Here is a 15,940-nt window from a genome sequence, read left to right as displayed (position 1 = left end):
GGATACGGAAAGGATCGGTCAAGGGGTGGGTGCCGCGGCACGGTGGGCGGGCCGGATGCGGGGATGCCGGAACGTTCCGGCAGACTACGAATGTAGACCGTGCCGGAACGTTCCGGCAAGGCCGGGGCGGGCGTCTAGAATGCGGGCGTGACCCCACCAGCTGTGACCCTGCTCGATGTCGCCCGCGCCGCCGGCGTCTCCAAGAGCACCGTCTCCGACGCGCTCCAGGGCTCCGGCCGGGTCGCGGAGGCCACCCGGGACCGGGTCCGCGCGGTCGCCGAGGAGCTCGGCTACCGCCCCAACAGCGCCGCCCGGCGACTGCGCCGCTCCAGCACCGGAGCCGTCGGCCTGCACCTGCCGCAGACCGCGACCCGGCTGGACTACTACATGAACCTGGCCTTCGGCGCCGTACAGCGCGCCCAGGAGGAGGGCCTGGACGTGGTCCTGCTCGCCCCGGCCGGCGCCGCCTCCGGCCCGCTCGCCTCACGGGTCGACGGGCTGCTCGTCATCGACCCCGAGGTCGGCGACAGCGCCGTACCGGGGCTCCTCGACGCGGGCGTCCCCGTCGTCACCGGCGAGCGCTACCTCGGCCCCTCCCCCGCCCCCACCGGCGCGGTCGTCTGCGACAACGCCGCCTCCCTCACCGCCCTCCTCGACCACGTGCGCGACCGCGGCGCCCGCCGCCCCGCCCTCCTCGCCCCCGAGGGAACCTCCGCCTGGGCCCAGGCCCTGCGCGAGACGGCAGCCGGCTGGGGCGCCGCGCACCGGACCGAAGTCGCCCTGCACACCGTGCCGTTCGCGGCGACCGCGGCCGACATCGAGGCCGCCACCCGCCGGCTGCTCGCGACCGACCCCGGGATCGACGCCGTGCTCTGCGCCCCCGACGGGGCCGCCCCCGGAGCCCTGCGCGCGGCGGCCGACCTCGGCCGCACGGTGGGCGCCGACCTTTTGGTCGCCTCCTGCGTCGACGGCACCGCGAACCGGAGCGCGAACCCGCCCGTCACGGCGGTCGACCTGCGCCCGGCCGACTACGGGCGGGCCTGCGCGACGCTGCTCTGCGACATCCTCGCGGGCCGCGCCGAGCCCGACACCGTCCGCCACCACACCTGGGTCCTCGAAACCAGACCGTCCACCACCGGCCCCGACGCCTGACCACCGAGCGGGGCCGGCGGCCGAGCAACGCTCCATCGCCGGCGGCCGGTTCGATCCGCATTCATTCTCCGAGCGCGAACGATGCCCTCTCCTGCCACTTCACCCCGTCGTGCACCATCAGTTCGACCGACGCGACACGGGACGTGAAAGGGAGCCTGCCGGCGAGATCGGCCTCTATCGCCTCCAGGACGGCGCCTTCCTGACCTTGAGCGATCGTCAGGTGCGGCACGACCTCGGCGAACCGGCCGCCGTAGGGCGGCGCCTCGGGCCAACGATCAGCGATCGCCTGGGTGAGCCGCCGCAACGGCGTATCAGGCTCGGGAACGAGATGCAGCACTTCCGGGAGCCGTCCACATCTCTCGAACCGCAGGTCAAAGGCTTGATGGCGGCCCAGCACGTCTGTGAGGGCAGCGTGGACGAGCGCATCCGTTCGACTCTCGTCGAGGAACGGGAAGAGCACGGTGACGTGGGCCGGAACCCCGGCCTGCGCCGAGGGGTCGTATCGTTCACGCCACCCACGGACGAACGGCTCCGCCTCCGGGATCCGCACGATGAGCCCCGTCCGGCCCGCCTGAAACGTACTGGTGCTGTCATCTGGCATGACACCACATGGTGTCACTTCTGTCGCAGACAGCGCGGCTCCTTTTCCACCGAAGGCGCCGGCTGGGCCCGTTGTCACAGCCGGCGGTTACCTTGCAGGTCAGCACACAGCCAGGTGAGGCGCAGCAGCGGGGAGCGGGGGGCGGCAATGGTCCGCGAGGTGGGGTGCGCGCATGCGCGGGATCGGGACGGAGCCACCGACGATGTCTGAGACGACGTACGTGACCTTTGAGGAGTCCTGGGACGCGGCATCCCGTACCGGTGGTCGCGCGCTGTCCCCCGTGGAGGCGCGCGCCCGGGATGGCGCCGGCCTTCCGTACGCGGTGGTCTACCGCGTACCCGGTCGCGAAGTCCCGCTCGGGGTGCGGATGGTGGCATGGCAGGCGGGCATCCTGGATTCCTGGGCCTACGACGAACACGGCCGCCGGACCGCCGAGGCCGAGCTACGGCTGCGATCCGACGAGGGGCGGCTGCTGATCCGGCGCCTGTTCGTACGACGGTTCCCGGACGCGCGGACGGCGGAGTTCGATGTGCACTGCCCCCGGACGGCGGTGGAGCTCTCGGACGGCGGTACCGCACGTATCTCGCACCAGCCCGAGGGGATGCGGGGCACCTCCCTGGAGGCCGAGGTGGCGGTGGCCGAGGAGCACCTGTGGACGGCCCGCCCCGGCTTCGACGACTGGCCGGCGCTCCCGGTCGAGGACACGTTGCCGGACTGGGTCGCCGGGGAGCTGGTCCCCGAGGCGCCCGGCCTGCGCCGCGAGCCCTCGCGGCTGCTCGGGACCGCCGACTTCGACGAGGTCTTCCGGCCCGGAACCCACATCGCCGGGGCGACGGTCCTCGGATCGGTCCCGTGCGGCAGGGTGCGCGTGCCGAGTGGGGTACTGGCGGTGGCTTGCCCGCAGAGCTGGGACGAGGCGCCGAGAATCACGGTGGCCGTGCCGCCGGGTACGTACCCGCTGGAGGCGGCTCCGGTCGAGGTCGCGGACCGGGCCCACGGGCCCTACGAGGAGGTCAGGGCCGTCCGGCTGCAGATCTGTGACGCCCCCGTGGCGACCTGGGAGATGGCGCTCGGGCCGGGTGACGACACGCTCCGGCTCCGTGCCGGAGAAGCCTTCGGCTTCGGCACGGACGGGGCGATGGGCGCCTTCGGCGACGCCGGGGACTGGCAGGACCTGCGGGACCTGCTGGAGCGGGCCCACCGACCGGGCTCCCCGGAGGCCGACCGGCTCGCCGGCTCCGCGGCCGGCATACACCTCGACGGCGGCGACCTGGGCGCTGACCTGGCGATCTTCTACACGGACGGCGACGGCGTCCACCCGGTCTGGGTGGGCCGGTCCGCCTCCGGAGAGGTGGTCTGCGTCGACGTCCGGACAGCGTGCTAGGCCGTCTCCTTCGGATCACCTCGCTGACCGATGCGATGGGGATGGCGGCGAGGTGGATGGTGGCGTTCTTGTCGTAGCAAGTGGCCAGGCCGCGCGCCTGCTTGGGCTGGTTGACGCAGCGTTCGACGGTGTTGCGCTGCTTGTACGCCTCACTGTCGAAGGCCGGCGGGCGACCTCCCCGCCGGCCGAGCCGCTTGCGGTTCGCGGCCTGGTCCGCGGGCCTCGGGATCACCGACCGGATTCCACACCGCCGCCGATGGCGGCGGTTCGCCCTGGAGGAACGGGCCGTATTGCCGGGTGGCTCACCGGCCTGGGCCCCGTTCGACGGGCCCGGCGGCGTGCTGATGGGCGCGGAGGATCGTGGATCGGGCAGGTCCGTCCGTAGAGTCCCGGTGCGGTACTTGAAGGCGATCGCGTCGGTCACCTGCCGGTGATCACGCCGCCGCTCACCCCGCCGCGGTGTCCGGTCCGGCAGCAACGCCTCGATGCGTACCCCACTGGGCATCGGTCACCGACGACCCGATGATCGGAAAGCGACGTCTAGTCGCCCGAGAAGGCGATCCGCAGGGCGCGATCAGTGCGGCACCGCCGCCCCCAGGCCAGCAGCGTCGTCACGACCTTGCGCTCTCCGCTCCTCAGCCGCGCGAGATCCGCGCCTTCCAGTTCCCGCACCATCTGGTCCACCGCCTCACCACGCAGGACGGTGTCCCCGTACGGATCGATGCGGGCCAGGCAGGGAACCCGGTGCCGGCCGAGCCGTTCGACGGCCATGGAGAATTCGTCGTTGTCGTCGACCCACCGCTCCAGCATGCCCAGCGACGGCCGAGGCCCAGGCTTTCGCCCGGTCCGGGAGACAGAGCCCCCTCGACGCAGTTCGACCACGAGCGCCAATCCTGTCCCCCTACTCCGGTGCACGCCTCACCCCACGCAGCACAGGCCGATTCTCCGTGATCCGGAGGTAGCGGCCTAGCCGTACCTCACGGCCTGAGCCGGCTCGGTGCCGAGCGCGAAGGCTGCTTCGGCTGCCGTTCTGCCCAGGGCCGACAGGCAGGTCGACCAGGTCCGGTCCACGTCGTGCCGTTCGGCGGGCGGGAGCGGAGCCCCGACCGAGGTGCGGGCCGCGTCGGCGGCGCCGAGCAGCCGGGCCGCCCGCTCGGGATCTCCGGCGGCCGCTGCCGTGCCCGCCAGGCCCTCCAGGGCGAGGGCCACGGCGCGTACGTCTCCCAGTGCTCGCGCGGCCGCGAGACCCTCCTGGTGCAGGGCACGGGCCCGCTCCGGGTCCCCCCGTAGCTCGGCGGTGAAGCCCAGTTCGGCGAGGGCGAGCGTCGTACCCGGCCCGTAGTCGGCTTCCCGGAACCACGCCAGCGCCGCCCGCATGTGCTCCTCGGCGCCGGCGAGGTCGCCGGTGCGGCGGGCGACCATGGCGAGTCCGATCCGGGCGTCGGCCTCCCCCGCCCGGTGGCCCTGTTCCCCGGCCAGCCGTAGGGCGTCCGCGTGCCGTCGCCCGCTCTCCTCGTACGCACCCGCCAGAAGTGCCGCCCGGCCCAGGGCGCACAGCCGTTTGCCGGCCTCGGTCCGCAGCCCCAACTCCTCCGCGATGGCCAGCCCTTCCTCGTGCAACCGGGACGCCTGCGGGTACTCGCCCGCGATCTCGTGGAGCGCGGCACGGGGGAATACCGTCTGCAACATGCCCCAGCGGTCGCCCAGTTGGCCGAACAGGCGGGCGGCGCGCTCCGCGTCACGGCGGACCGCGGCGAGGTCGCCGTGCGCGAGGGCGTGCCGGGCGCGCACGCTCAGGGCGAGGGCGGTCCCCCAGGCGTCACCGATCCCCTCGGCCACGGCCAACGCCCGGTCGGCGAGTTCCTCGCCCGTGGCCACGTCTCCCGCGCCCATCTGCGCGGCGGCCAGGAAGCTCAGGGCGTGTGCGTGGCCCAGCGGGTCGTGTTCCGCCACCTCCCGCGCGTCGAGGGTGGCCGCCGCGCTCCGCAGCAGGCCTTCGGCGGCGTGCGGCGCGCCTTCCCGGACGGTCAGGCCGGCCCGCCAGGCCGTGGCCAGCGCGGTGGCCGCGATCCGCTCTCCCGCGCACGGGTGCACGGTGTGGTCGGGGTGCGCGGTGTGGTCGTGCTCCGCGGCGAGGCAGGCGTCGAGCAGCCGGCCGCCCTCCGTGGGTCCGCCGCGTAGCAGCCGGTACCGGGCCAGGGCGCGCGCCGCCCGCAAGGCGGGTACCACCCGGCCGTGCGCCAGCGCCTCCTCGACCGCCGGGTGCAGCTCCGCCTCGGCGGCGTCCAGCCGGGCGAGCCACAGCCGCTGGTGCGGGCCGCGCAGCTGCGGTTCGGCGCGCAGCGCCAGCTCCCGGTAGTACGTACCGTGCCGGGCGCGGGCCTCCGCCTCCTCGCCGGCCGCGCGCAGCCGTTCCTGTGCGTAGTCCTTGACGGATTCCAGCAGCCGGTAGCGCCGACCGTCCGGACGGTCGACCAAGGCCACGAGCGAGCGCTCCACCAGGCGGTCGAGCAGCAGCGGCACCTGGTGTTCCGGTACGTACGCGGCCGCGTCCGAGCACACGACGCCGGCGGCCTCCGCAGAGGCGTCACCGCCGTGCACGGACAGCCGTCGGAGTACGGCCTCCTCCGCGCCGCCGAGCAGGGCCCAGCTCCAGTCGATCACCGCGCGGAGCGTCCGCTGGCGCGGGGGTACTCCGCGCAGCCCCCGTGACAGGAGGGTGAACCGGTCGTCGAGTCCGGCGAGCAGACCGTGCACGCCCAGGGTCCGGGCCCGGGCGGCGGCCAGTTCCAGGGCCAGCGGCAGCCCGTCGAGGCGGCCGCACAGGGCTGCCACGGCCGCCGTGTCCTCGGGCGTGGTGGTGCGGTCCGGCGGGAGCCCGGCGCGGGCCGTGAACAGGGCGACGGCATCGGCGGGTGCGAGGGGTGCCAACGGGTGCACCGCCTCCCCCGCGAGGGCGAGCGGTTCCTGGCCGGTGACCAGTACCGACAGCCCGGGGGCCTGTGGGAGTACCGCCTCCAGCACGTCGGCGACGGCGTCGGACAGGTGCTCGCAGTTGTCGAGCAGCAGCAGGATCCGGCGCTCCCGGACGGCGGCCGCGAGCAGCCGCAGCGCGTCGGGCCGGCGGCCGTCCCCTCCCGGGGTCGGATCTGTCTCGGGGTCGCGTACGCCCAGGGTCCGCAGCACGGCGGTGGCCACGGCGGCGGCCGGAGCGCCGGTGGGGAGCGGTGCGAGCTCGACCAGCCAGGCGCCGTCCGGGTGACGGGCGGCCGCCTGGCCGGCGTACGCGACCGCCAGACGGGTCTTGCCGACGCCGCCGGGACCGGTGACGGTGACCAGCCGGGAGTGCGCCGACAGGGTGCCGACGGCGGCGAGGTCCGCGTCGCGGCCGAGGAGTCGGGTGAGCGGCTCGGGCAGCTGTCCGACCGGCCCGACCGCCCCGACCTGCGCGGTGCGCGGCGTGGTGCGCGGACGCGGGGCGGCCGGCGGCGCTCCGTCGGGGGCCGGGGGCCGGGCATCGCCTGGCGTTCCCGCGCTCTCCTCGTGGGGTGGACGGTCGAGGTCGGCGTCCTGGCGGAGGATCGCCTGCCGCAACGCCGTCAACTCGCGGCCCGGGTCCAGCCCGAGGTCCTGGGCGAGGCGCTCGCGCAGGGCTTCGTAGCTCTCCAGCGCCTGTGTCTGCCGGCCGGCGCGGTACAGCGCGCGCAGCTGGACCGCGCGCAGGCGCTCGCGGAGCGGATGGGCGGCGACGAGCTGGTCGAGTTCGCCGAGTACGGCGTGGTGCTCGCCCGATGACACGCGCAGTCCGAGCGATTCCTCGAGTGCGGAGAGCCGTTCCTCCTCCAGCCGGGCGGCCGCGGCCCGCACGGCCGGGTCGTCTGTGTGGCCCGCGTAGGCCTCGCCGCGCCACAAGGAGAGGGCCTCGTCCAGCAGTGCGGCACGCGGTCGCGGGGCGAGGCCCTGGGCGCGGGCTCTCGCGAGCAGCTCGGTGAACCGCTGCGCGTCCAACTCCGTGGGCGCGAGCTCCAGTCGGTACCCGCTCGCGTCATGGAGCAGGCGCCTACGTCCGTCCGACGGCGCCGCGCGTTCGAGGGCGGCGCGCAGCCGTGAGACCTGCCCTTGGAGGCTCGCGTAGGGATGGAGCGGTAGCTCGGCGTCGGGGCCGCCCCACAGCGCGTCCACCAGCCGGTCGGCGGTGACGGGGCGGCCCGGTTCGACCAGCAGTCGGGCGAGCAGTCTGCGCACCCGCGCCCCGGTCACGGGCACTACCACGGCCACGGGCTCGCCGACACGGTCACCGCCGCCGTCGCCGTCGCCCGTCCACATCATCAGCGGCCCCAGAACCCCCACGCGCATGTCGATCACCCTAACCGGCCGGTCGGCGGCGGACCGGCAGTGGACCGACAGGCGACCGGCAGTGCGGACCCGCAGGGTGGGTCCCGTTCGACAGCGGCAACGACCCGAGGAGAGAACAGTCATGAGCGCAACCGTCACCGCCCCCCACAGGATCCCGGTCAGTGTCATCGGCCTGGGCAACCTCGGCCAGGCCCTGGCCGGGACCTTTCTGACGCACGGTCATCCCGTCACGGTCTGGAACCGCTCGGCGGGCAAGGCCGACAGCCTGGTGGAGCGTGGGGCGTCCCTCGCGGCCACGCCCACCGAGGCGGTGGCGGCGGGAGAGCTCGTCGTCGTCGCGGTACTGGACTACGACACGGTCGGCGAGCTCCTGCGGCCGGCGGCGGGGGTGTTGGCCGGGCGCACGGTCGTCAACCTGACCACCGGCACCCCGTCGGCCGCGCGGGCCCTCGGTGCCTGGGCGACGGACCGGCGGGCCGCGTACCTGGACGGCGCGGTGTACGCGGTGCCCCAGACCATCGGCACCTCGGCCGCCTTCGTCCTCTACAGCGGCGACGAGGCGGCGTACGAGAACTACCGTGCGGTTCTCGACACGATCGGCGAGGGCAGCCTCGTCGGTCCGGCCCCCGAGCTGTCCTCCGTGTACGACACCGCTCTGCTGAGCGGCATGTACGGGATGTTCGCCGGGTTCTTCCAGGCGGTGGCGTTCGCCGGTACGGAGGGGATCGGCGCGGCGGAACTGACCCGCCCGCTGGTGCGTTGGCTGACCGCGGCCGCGGACGCGCTGCCGGCCTTCGCGGAGGAGATCGACGCGAAGGACTACACGACCACCACCTCCAACCTGGAGATCAACGCGGTGGGACTGCGCAACATCCTCGCGGCGACCGAGGCCCAGGGACTGCGGACGGACCTGCTGGCGCCGCTGCTGCGGCTGTTCGAGGACCAGATCCGCGCGGGGCACGCCGCGTCCAGTCTGGCCAGGGCGGTGGAGTCGCTGCGCGCCGACGGTGTGTGACCGGCGCCGCCCGACGTGGAAGCGGTCCGTGTGGCGTGGGCCAGATCCGGGATCCGGGATCCGGGATCCGGGTGGCTCTCAGGTATGAGTTCGTGGACCGCTCCCAGGAGTGATGACGGTGCGCCACACGTCGTGGGACTTTGAGGAGGTCAGCCGAACGAGCAGGAGGAACGACCGATGTACTCGATCCGACGAACCGTCCCGACCGCCATCCGATCGTCGTCCACCCTGAGCGCGCGCGGCTCGGAGGTGTCCGGCCCACCCCCATGGCCGCGCGACGCGTCGTCGCTCCTCTTCAGTGGGCGCCGTCCGGGCGCAGTTCTATGTGGTCCGGGGCGAGGTCGACCGCCACGCGGTGTTCCATACCGAGGGCCTCCAGGAACTTCGGCGGGAGCTGGACGCGCCCGGAACGGTCGAGGACGACGTACTCGCGTTCGCTGATGGATTCCTCGCCGTGCTCGTCGGTGACCAGACGGCGCAGGACCTCGCTGCTGGTGCGGCCGTCGCGGATCGCCACGGTCCGGCGGACCTCGCCCGCCACCATCGGGTCGTGCGTCACGATGACCACCGTCACGCCGAGTTCCTTGTTCACCGTCCGGAAGGTCTCGAAGACCGCCGCGGCCGTCTCCGAGTCCAGTTCGCCCGTGGGCTCGTCGGCGAGCAGCACCTTGGGGTCGTTCGCCATCGCCACGGCGATCGCCACGCGCTGCTGCTGGCCACCGGACAGTTCCGCCGGTCGCCGGTGGGCCAGTTCGCCGATCTCGAGGGCCTCCAGGATCTCGCCGACCTTGGTCGCGCGGCGTGCGCTCGCGCCGCGGCGGGGGCTGTCGCCCTTCAACTGCATCGGCAGGGCGACGTTCTGGGCGGCCGTCAGGAACGGCAGGAGGTTGCGGGCCGTCTGCTGGAAGACGAAGCCGACCGCTTCGCGCCGGTAGCGGAGCCGGTCCCGTGCCGAGAGTTCCAGCAGGTCGTAGCCGGCGACCGCCGCGCTGCCGGCGGTGGGGACGTCCAGGCCCGCCAGGATGTTCAGGAGGGTGGACTTGCCGCTGCCGGAGGCGCCGACCAGGGCCATCAGGTCGCCCTGGTCGACCGTCAGCTCCAGTCCCTGGAGGGCCTGTACCTCGATGCCGTCCTGGCTGAAGATCCGGACCAGGCGGTCGCAGGCGATCGCGGCGTCCGCCGCCGGGGTGCGCGGCTCCGCGGCGGCCGTCGCCCGGCGGCGCAGCTCCTCGTACGTCGGCTGGTCGGTGTTCAACGCTGGTCTCCCGCTCTCAACTCGTTGGTGATCTGCCGTCGCCCGGATGTCGCCGCCTCCACGAACACGGCCGCGGCGACCAGGGCGGCCAGGCCCAGGGCCTGGGTCAGGACGGGCCCGGCCGTGAGCCGTACTCCGTTCGGCACATGGGCGCCGACCAGCGTGGACAGGTCGATCGCCGGGCCGAGCAGGGCCACCGCGGCGGCCGCCACCAGTGCCCCGCCGAGCGTCGCGGCCAGGGTCTGCGGCAGGGTCTCGGCGAGGATCAGGGCCACGCCCTGCCTGCGACGCAGGCCCATGGTGCGCAGCCGGGCCAGCAGCGCGGCCCGTTCGGGGACGGCCCGCATCAGCGTCAGCAGTACGGCCAGCAGGGCGAAGCCCGCCGCTCCGGCCATGGCGGCCCAGAAGAGGCGTTGCGCCGAGCGCTGCAGTGGGTCGGAGCCCAGGGCGGTGACGGCCTCGGCGCTGGTGCTCACGGGGTACGGCTCGTCGAGCGCGGCCGGGCCCGCGACGGAACCGGAACCGGGGATCGGAGCCGGGGCCGGGGCGGGGGTCCCGGACGACGCCGGGAGCTTGGAGCGGACGAGCGCGCGCAGCCGGTCCCCGTCGATGTCACCGATGCCGAGCCAGCGGTTGGGGTGGTCGGCGCCGCCCATGAGGGCCGTGGCGGCGCCCGTCGGCAGGACGACGGTCGCGGCGTCGCGGGCCGGATGGGCCGGGGTGCAGTCGATCGTTCCCGCGACCCGTACCTTCAGTTCCCCGCCGTCGCCGGGCTGCACGGTGTACGTGCCGCCCTGCACGGCCTGGCCGGCCAGGCTCGCGCTGAACAGCGCGGGCACCGGGGCGTCGGCGGCCGACGCACCGGTGGTGGCCAGCAGGGCGGGGTCGAAGGATCCGCAGCCGAGGGTCCGGGACAGCTCCGCGTACGCGGCCGGGTCGGCGACGACCACGGTGACCTGGCTGGATCTCACGGTGGTGCCGTGCAGGGCCGAGTCGTGGTCGATCCACAGCGGCACGGACGTCCGGACGCCCGGCAGCTGGCCCGCGGTCTTCGCGAGCCCCGCCGGGAGGGGGGACTTCCCGTACGCGGAGATCGCCGCGTCGCCTCCGACGGTCAGCCTGGCCACGCCCAGCCGGGACGAGTCCACCGAGTGCAGTACGGAGGCGCCGAATCCGCCGGTGGTGATGGCGAGGAGCAGAGCGATCATCGGCAGGACGGAGGGGCCGGTGCGGCCGGTGGACCCCGAGCCGCGGGCGGCCCGTGCGAGCCCGAGGAAGCCGACCAGTCCGGAGCTGCGGCCGGCCAGCCGGGCGAGCCATCCGGTGACCACCGGCTGGAGTCGGGCCAGCAGCAGCCCGCCGCAGAGGGCGAGCAGCAGCGGGGCCGCGATCAGCAGCGGGTCGAGGTCGCTGCCGGGCGGGGCGACCCCGCGGCGGCGGACCTCCACCACGGCGGCGACGGTGGCGAGGAGGGCGAGCAGTTCGGCGACGGGCCTGCGCCACCGCCCGGCCGGGCGGGCCGGGGTGAGCAGTACGGCGGCCCGTACGGGAAAGGCCAGCAGGGCGAGCAGGGCGACGGCCGCGGCCGCGAGCAGCGTGGGCGCTAGCCGGGGGGTGGGCAGCAGCAGGACGGCGAGTGCGGTGGCGGCCGCGGCCGCAGGGAGCACGGTGACGGCTCCTTCGCCGAGGAGCCGGCCGACGATGGCGGCGCGCGAGCCGCCGCGCGCGAGCAGCAGCCGCAGTTCGGCGTCGCGGCGGTCGGCCGCGAGCGCGCCGGCCAGGCACAGGACGACGAAGGCGACGCCGCCGACCCCGGCGGGTCCGATCGCGGCGAGCGGCGCGGCGGCCTGGGTGCGGGCGCGGGCCTCTTCGAACCGCTCGGGCAGCCAGGAGGTGGTGTGCAGCCGTGGGCGGCCGGTCTCCCGGGCGAGGGTGGCGGCGGTGGGCCCGGCGATGTAGGAGGCGATGTCCTTCCTCGTGGCGTCGAGCCGGTCGGCCCGCAGCCGGCCGACGTCCACCGGCAGTTGCCAGAAGTCCTCGGCGGTGCGGCTCCAGGCGGCCATCCGGTCGAGGTCCCCGGTGCCGACGAGGGCGTCGACGTCCCAGGCGAGGCTCTCGTTGTAGAAGTGCTCGCAGGCGCGGGCGAGGCACCCCAGGTTGTCCGTCCAGAAGTCGTCGGTCTCGTCGAGGACCGCGTAGAGGCCGACGACCTCGACGGACGGTGTGCCGTCGACCCGGGTTTCGCTCCTCAGGACGGATCCGACACGGGCGCCGAGGGTCGCGGCGGCCTTCTGCGAGAGGACGACCTGCACGGGCGCCGCCTCACCGGGGGTGGCCTGCGCGGGGGCCGTGGGTGTGCTGCCGGGCCACTTCCCCTCCGCCAGCTTCACATGGGCCTCCGCCTCGCGGACGTGCAGGAGGTTCATGCTGGGCGGAAGGCCGGAGGGTCGGGAGAGTTCCGGATTCATCAGCGGTTGCCGCTTGGTGGTGCGCGCGCCGTGGACCGTCCTGTCCGGGTCCACGCGGAAGGTGGATCCGGTCGGCCCGAGCAGTTTCTCCAGGGTGGCGTCCAGGGCCTGGGCACTCTGCCCGGTGTCCGGGGAGGGCGCGGTCACCTGCAGGCTGGTGTTACCGGCGGCGCTGCGTTCCAGGAAGGACCGCAGGGCCTGGTCGGCGCCCCGGTCCTGGGCCCGTGGCAGCGCGGCGGCCAGCAGGACGGCGACGAAGGCCAGCGCGGCACCGAGCAGGGTGGCCAGGGGAGCCGCCCGCAGCCGGGTCCTGACCCAGGGCGCGGGCCGTGGGGCGGTGGACGGGGGCGGGGTGGGCGACGGCCGGGTGGCGGAAGGCCTGGTGGTGGACGGCGGGGTGGTCACATCTCCTCCACGGGACGCAGCCGGGCGGCGATGTCGCGGCCGCGGGGGCCGCTGAGCGCGGCCGACAGCAGGGGAACGGCTGCGATGGCGGCGACCGTGAACACGGTCTGCCAGAACGGCATGTCGACGCGCACGGGTGGGAAGGGCCGCCCGGCGGCGGGCGTCAGCACGACCAGCGGTGCCATCAGATGGACCAAGGCGATACCCAGCCCGGCTCCGACCGCGGACCCGATGGCGATGAGTACCCCACCCTCGGCGGCGGACGCCAGAGCCAGCGAGCGGCGCGGGGTGCCGAGGGCGAGCAGCACCGAGAACTCCCGCCCTCGGACCCGTCGTTCGGCGGCGGTGGAGGTCGCGAAGCCGATGGCCGCGAGGACGGCGCACGCGGCGGCGAGGGCGGCCAGGGCGCTCTGCGGGCCTGCGCTCAGCGGGTCGTCGAGCAGTCGCTCGGTGATCTCCTCGCGCAGTTGGACGCGCTCGATGCGGGCACCGTCGCGCAGTTGCGTCGCCGCGCGGGCCGGGACCGGGTCGGTGGCCGACTCGGCGGGCAGCCACCACTCGGTGGGCGAGGCGGGCTGCCGGCCCACGGACTCCAGCAGGAACCGGCCGAGTACGTGCAGGTCGACGGCGAGCGCCGAGCGGCCCACGACCGGGAGGGAGTCCACGGAGGCGGTGATCCGCATCTGGACCGCGGCGCCGTCCAGGGTCACGGGGACGGTGTCGCCCACGGCGGCGCCCAGGGATCGCAGGTAGCGGGTGGTGGCGACCGCGGGGACGGCGACGGGGGTCGGCTCGGCGGGGGTCGGGAACACCACGGTGGTGACGCCCTGCAAGGTACTGAAGCCGCCCCAGTAGCGCAGCCGCAACAGGTCCGTGGAGCCGGCCGGGACCGGGATCGGCTCGGGGGCCCTCAGGCTCTTCCCTTGCGGGAGGGAGGTCCGCCAGCCGGTGGCGTCCTTGGGTGCGGTGACGGCGGTGGCGGCGCCGTCCGCGGTGTCGGAGGCGGCGATCCGGCGCACGGTCAGTTCGCTGCCGTCGCCCGGATGGTCGCCGTCCCCGGCGTACGAGAGGCGTATCCCCGCCAGGGTCAGCGGGGTGGCCGCCGAGCCGACCGGGGCGCCGGTCAGCGCGTCGAGGGAGAACGTGAGGGTGGTGTCGCCGGCGGCGGGCAGGGTGACCGAGGCCGTCCCGTACGTCGCCCCGAACCGGTCGCGCAGCAGCAGGCTCACGGCGGACCAACTCATGGCGGAGGTACGGACCGACACGTCGAGGTCGATCCGGCGCGGGGAGCCGGGCAGGGTGACGCCGGGGCTCGCGGGGGCGGCTTGGGCGCCTGGGCCTTGGGCGCCCGGGCCACCGGCGGCGAGCGGGGTGAACAGCTCGCTCATGCCGTGGCCGCCGCGCAGGTCCGCGCGCAGCGGGACGCGTTCGCCGGTCTTGACGGCGTCCAGTGCGACGATGTCGGCGGGGTTGCCGTCCGGCAGCTTCTGCTCGCGGCGGACCACCGGCACGAGGCGGTCGCCGCCGGGCAGGGCCGCGTAGCGTCCGCCCTGCCCCATCGGGGACATGCTGCTGCCGGAGATCCGCAGGCCGCCGGCGGTCGCGAAGTCGGCCTGGTCGCGCTGGGACGCGGACCAGCCGACGTGCTGGCCGAGTGCCAGGATCCCGCTGGCGACGGCGAGTACGAGCAGCAGCACGGGCCCGGTGGCCCGGCCGGGCCGTCGGGCGAGCTGCCAGCCGAAGAGGGCCGGGCCCAGGCTCCGGCCGCGCGCCGCGAGCCGTCCCCCGGCGCGCGCCGCGAACGGCAGCAGGCGCAGGACCAGCAGGGTGCCCCCGCACAGGGCCAGGGCGGGAGCCGCGACGAGGACGGGGTCGACCCCGAGCGCGCCGCCGGCGGAGACGCCGGACGCGGGGGTGTCCGTACCGCCGTACTGCGCGAGCTGCTGGTAGCCGAGGACGGCGAGGACCAGGACGGCCAGGTCGACGCCGGAGCGGGCGGCGCCCGTCACCAGGGCCTGGCGGCTGCCCACGCGGCGCAGTACGGCGGCCGAGGCCCCGCGCAGGACGGAGGGCAGGGTCGTCAGCAGGACGCAGGCCAGGGCGCAGCCGGCGGCGACCGGCCACACCAGCCAGGTGTCCGGGATCTCCAGATGGACCCGGCCGAGGGGGCCGAAGCGGCCGAACAGCCGCAGCAGGGGCGGTGTGAGCAGGGGCGCCAGGACGGCCGCGGGCAGGGCGAGCAGCAGCGACTCGGTCGCGGTGAGCGCGCCGAGCCGGCGGCGGGAGGCGCCGCGCGCGGTGAGGAGGACCCGTTCCGGTTCCTGGCGGACGGTCAGGATGTGCGCGACGAGGAGCAGGGCGGCCGTCGACAGGACGGTGAGTTGGAGGGCGCCCATCAGCAGGGTGGAGCGGGCGACGACCATGCCGGCGCTCAGCTCCGCCAGCAGTTTGGGCAGTTCGGTGGCGGCCCGCAGCGAGCCGACGCGTTCGAGGGTGGCACTCGCCGGTTCGGTGGCGGTCCGTACGGCATCGGCCTCGTCGGCGCGGACCGTGCGCAGGTCCGGGGTGAGCAGCGTGAGGCGGTGGTCCTGCAGGAGGCCGCCGGTGGTGAAGGCGCTGTCGTCCACCAGGAGCGGGCCGTAGATGGCGAAGGTGTCGGACTGGACCTCGCGGCCGCCGAGCGGGTCGAGCCGCCAGTACGCGGAGTCCGGTTCGGCGGCCCGGTACACGCCGGTGACCAGGACGGTCAGCGGAGGTCCGCCGAACCGGTCGTCCAGCCGGACCGGTGCGGGGAGCGCGGACTCGGCCAGGCCGAGCCGGACGAGCGCCGCGCGCGGCACGGCGACCTGGGGTGCGGCGGCCTGGGCGCCGGCGCCCTGGGGTGCGGCGACCGGCCCGGGCCACGCACCGGCGAGCAGCTGTACGTGGTCCTTGCCGAGGGCGGCGAGCACGGTCAGGTCGGCGTCGCGGCCGGAGGCGGCGACGCCGGGCAGACCGTACGACCGGCTGCGGGCGACGCTCTCGGAGGCCACCGGGAGCCGCCCGAACACCTCGTCCGCGAAGGCCCGTACGGACGCGTCGTCCTTGGCGCGGGAGTCGGCGGGACGGCCGCTGGTGATCAGGACGGTCGTCCGGGCCTGTTCCGCCCCGGTCAGGGCCCGCCGGAGCCCTTCCTCGCCCACGCCACGGGTGAACGCCGTCAGCGCGGTCAGTGTGGTCGCGGTGATCAGTACGGTGAGCAGCACGGCGACGGCGAGCGGCCATCGCCCGCGCAGTCGGCGCACGACGAAGCCGAGCACGTGTT

Annotated in this window: 9 protein-coding genes; 3 read left to right on the top strand and 6 right to left on the bottom strand. The window is 75.0% G+C overall.

Annotation, left to right across the window (positions count from 1 at the left end; translation table 11 throughout):
• Positions 1–147: 147 nt before the first annotated feature.
• Positions 148–1,152: a LacI family DNA-binding transcriptional regulator gene (locus tag OG624_RS37580; RefSeq protein WP_033216237.1), complete on the top strand. Its 1,005-nt coding sequence runs from the start codon at positions 148–150 to the stop codon at positions 1,150–1,152.
• Between the two features lie 61 nt (positions 1,153–1,213).
• On the opposite strand, the gene OG624_RS37575 is transcribed toward OG624_RS37580, so the two are convergent.
• Entirely contained in the window at positions 1,214–1,753 is a 540-nt protein-coding gene (locus OG624_RS37575; protein ID WP_033216235.1) for a 2'-5' RNA ligase family protein, read from the bottom strand.
• A gap of 202 nt (positions 1,754–1,955) precedes the next feature.
• Here OG624_RS37575 and OG624_RS37570 point away from each other — a divergent pair, with 202 nt between their 5' ends.
• Positions 1,956–3,137, top strand: coding sequence for a DUF4241 domain-containing protein (locus OG624_RS37570; protein ID WP_371640466.1), 1,182 nt, complete (start codon positions 1,956–1,958; stop codon positions 3,135–3,137).
• A gap of 540 nt (positions 3,138–3,677) precedes the next feature.
• On the opposite strand, the gene OG624_RS37565 is transcribed toward OG624_RS37570, so the two are convergent.
• Together OG624_RS37565 and OG624_RS37560 are read right to left on the bottom strand one after the other, a co-directional pair.
• The gene (locus OG624_RS37565) at positions 3,678–3,947 is read right to left on the bottom strand and encodes a hypothetical protein (RefSeq protein WP_371640465.1); all 270 of its coding nucleotides are present in this window, start codon (positions 3,945–3,947) and stop codon (positions 3,678–3,680) included.
• Between the two features lie 156 nt (positions 3,948–4,103).
• Positions 4,104–7,493: an AfsR/SARP family transcriptional regulator gene (locus OG624_RS37560; protein WP_371640464.1), complete on the bottom strand. Its 3,390-nt coding sequence runs from the start codon at positions 7,491–7,493 to the stop codon at positions 4,104–4,106.
• Positions 7,494–7,614: 121 nt separating this feature from the next.
• Here OG624_RS37560 and OG624_RS37555 point away from each other — a divergent pair, with 121 nt between their 5' ends.
• The gene (locus OG624_RS37555) at positions 7,615–8,508 is read left to right on the top strand and encodes an NAD(P)-dependent oxidoreductase (RefSeq protein WP_371640463.1); all 894 of its coding nucleotides are present in this window, start codon (positions 7,615–7,617) and stop codon (positions 8,506–8,508) included.
• 295 nt (positions 8,509–8,803) lie between these two features.
• On the opposite strand, the gene OG624_RS37550 is transcribed toward OG624_RS37555, so the two are convergent.
• Genes OG624_RS37550 through OG624_RS37540 form a run of 3 tightly spaced genes read right to left on the bottom strand, consistent with a single transcriptional unit; the run spans position 8,804 to position 15,935 of the window.
• Complete coding sequence (locus OG624_RS37550; RefSeq protein ID WP_033216228.1) at positions 8,804–9,763, bottom strand: ABC transporter ATP-binding protein; 960 nt, start codon at positions 9,761–9,763, stop codon at positions 8,804–8,806.
• A complete protein-coding gene (locus tag OG624_RS37545) occupies positions 9,760–12,636 on the bottom strand; it encodes a hypothetical protein (protein WP_371640462.1) in 2,877 nt (958 codons plus the stop codon). The genes OG624_RS37550 and OG624_RS37545 overlap by 4 nt, the downstream gene beginning before the upstream one ends.
• Positions 12,633–15,935: an FtsX-like permease family protein gene (locus OG624_RS37540; RefSeq protein ID WP_371640461.1), complete on the bottom strand. Its 3,303-nt coding sequence runs from the start codon at positions 15,933–15,935 to the stop codon at positions 12,633–12,635. Before OG624_RS37540 ends, OG624_RS37545 begins: the two co-directional genes overlap by 4 nt.
• Positions 15,936–15,940 lie beyond the last annotated feature (5 nt).

This window comes from Streptomyces virginiae (assembly GCF_041432505.1).
GTDB lineage: Bacteria > Actinomycetota > Actinomycetes > Streptomycetales > Streptomycetaceae > Streptomyces > Streptomyces virginiae_A.
The sequence above is the reverse complement of the archived record's forward strand: the minus strand, read 5'-3'. Positions and strand labels throughout refer to the sequence as shown.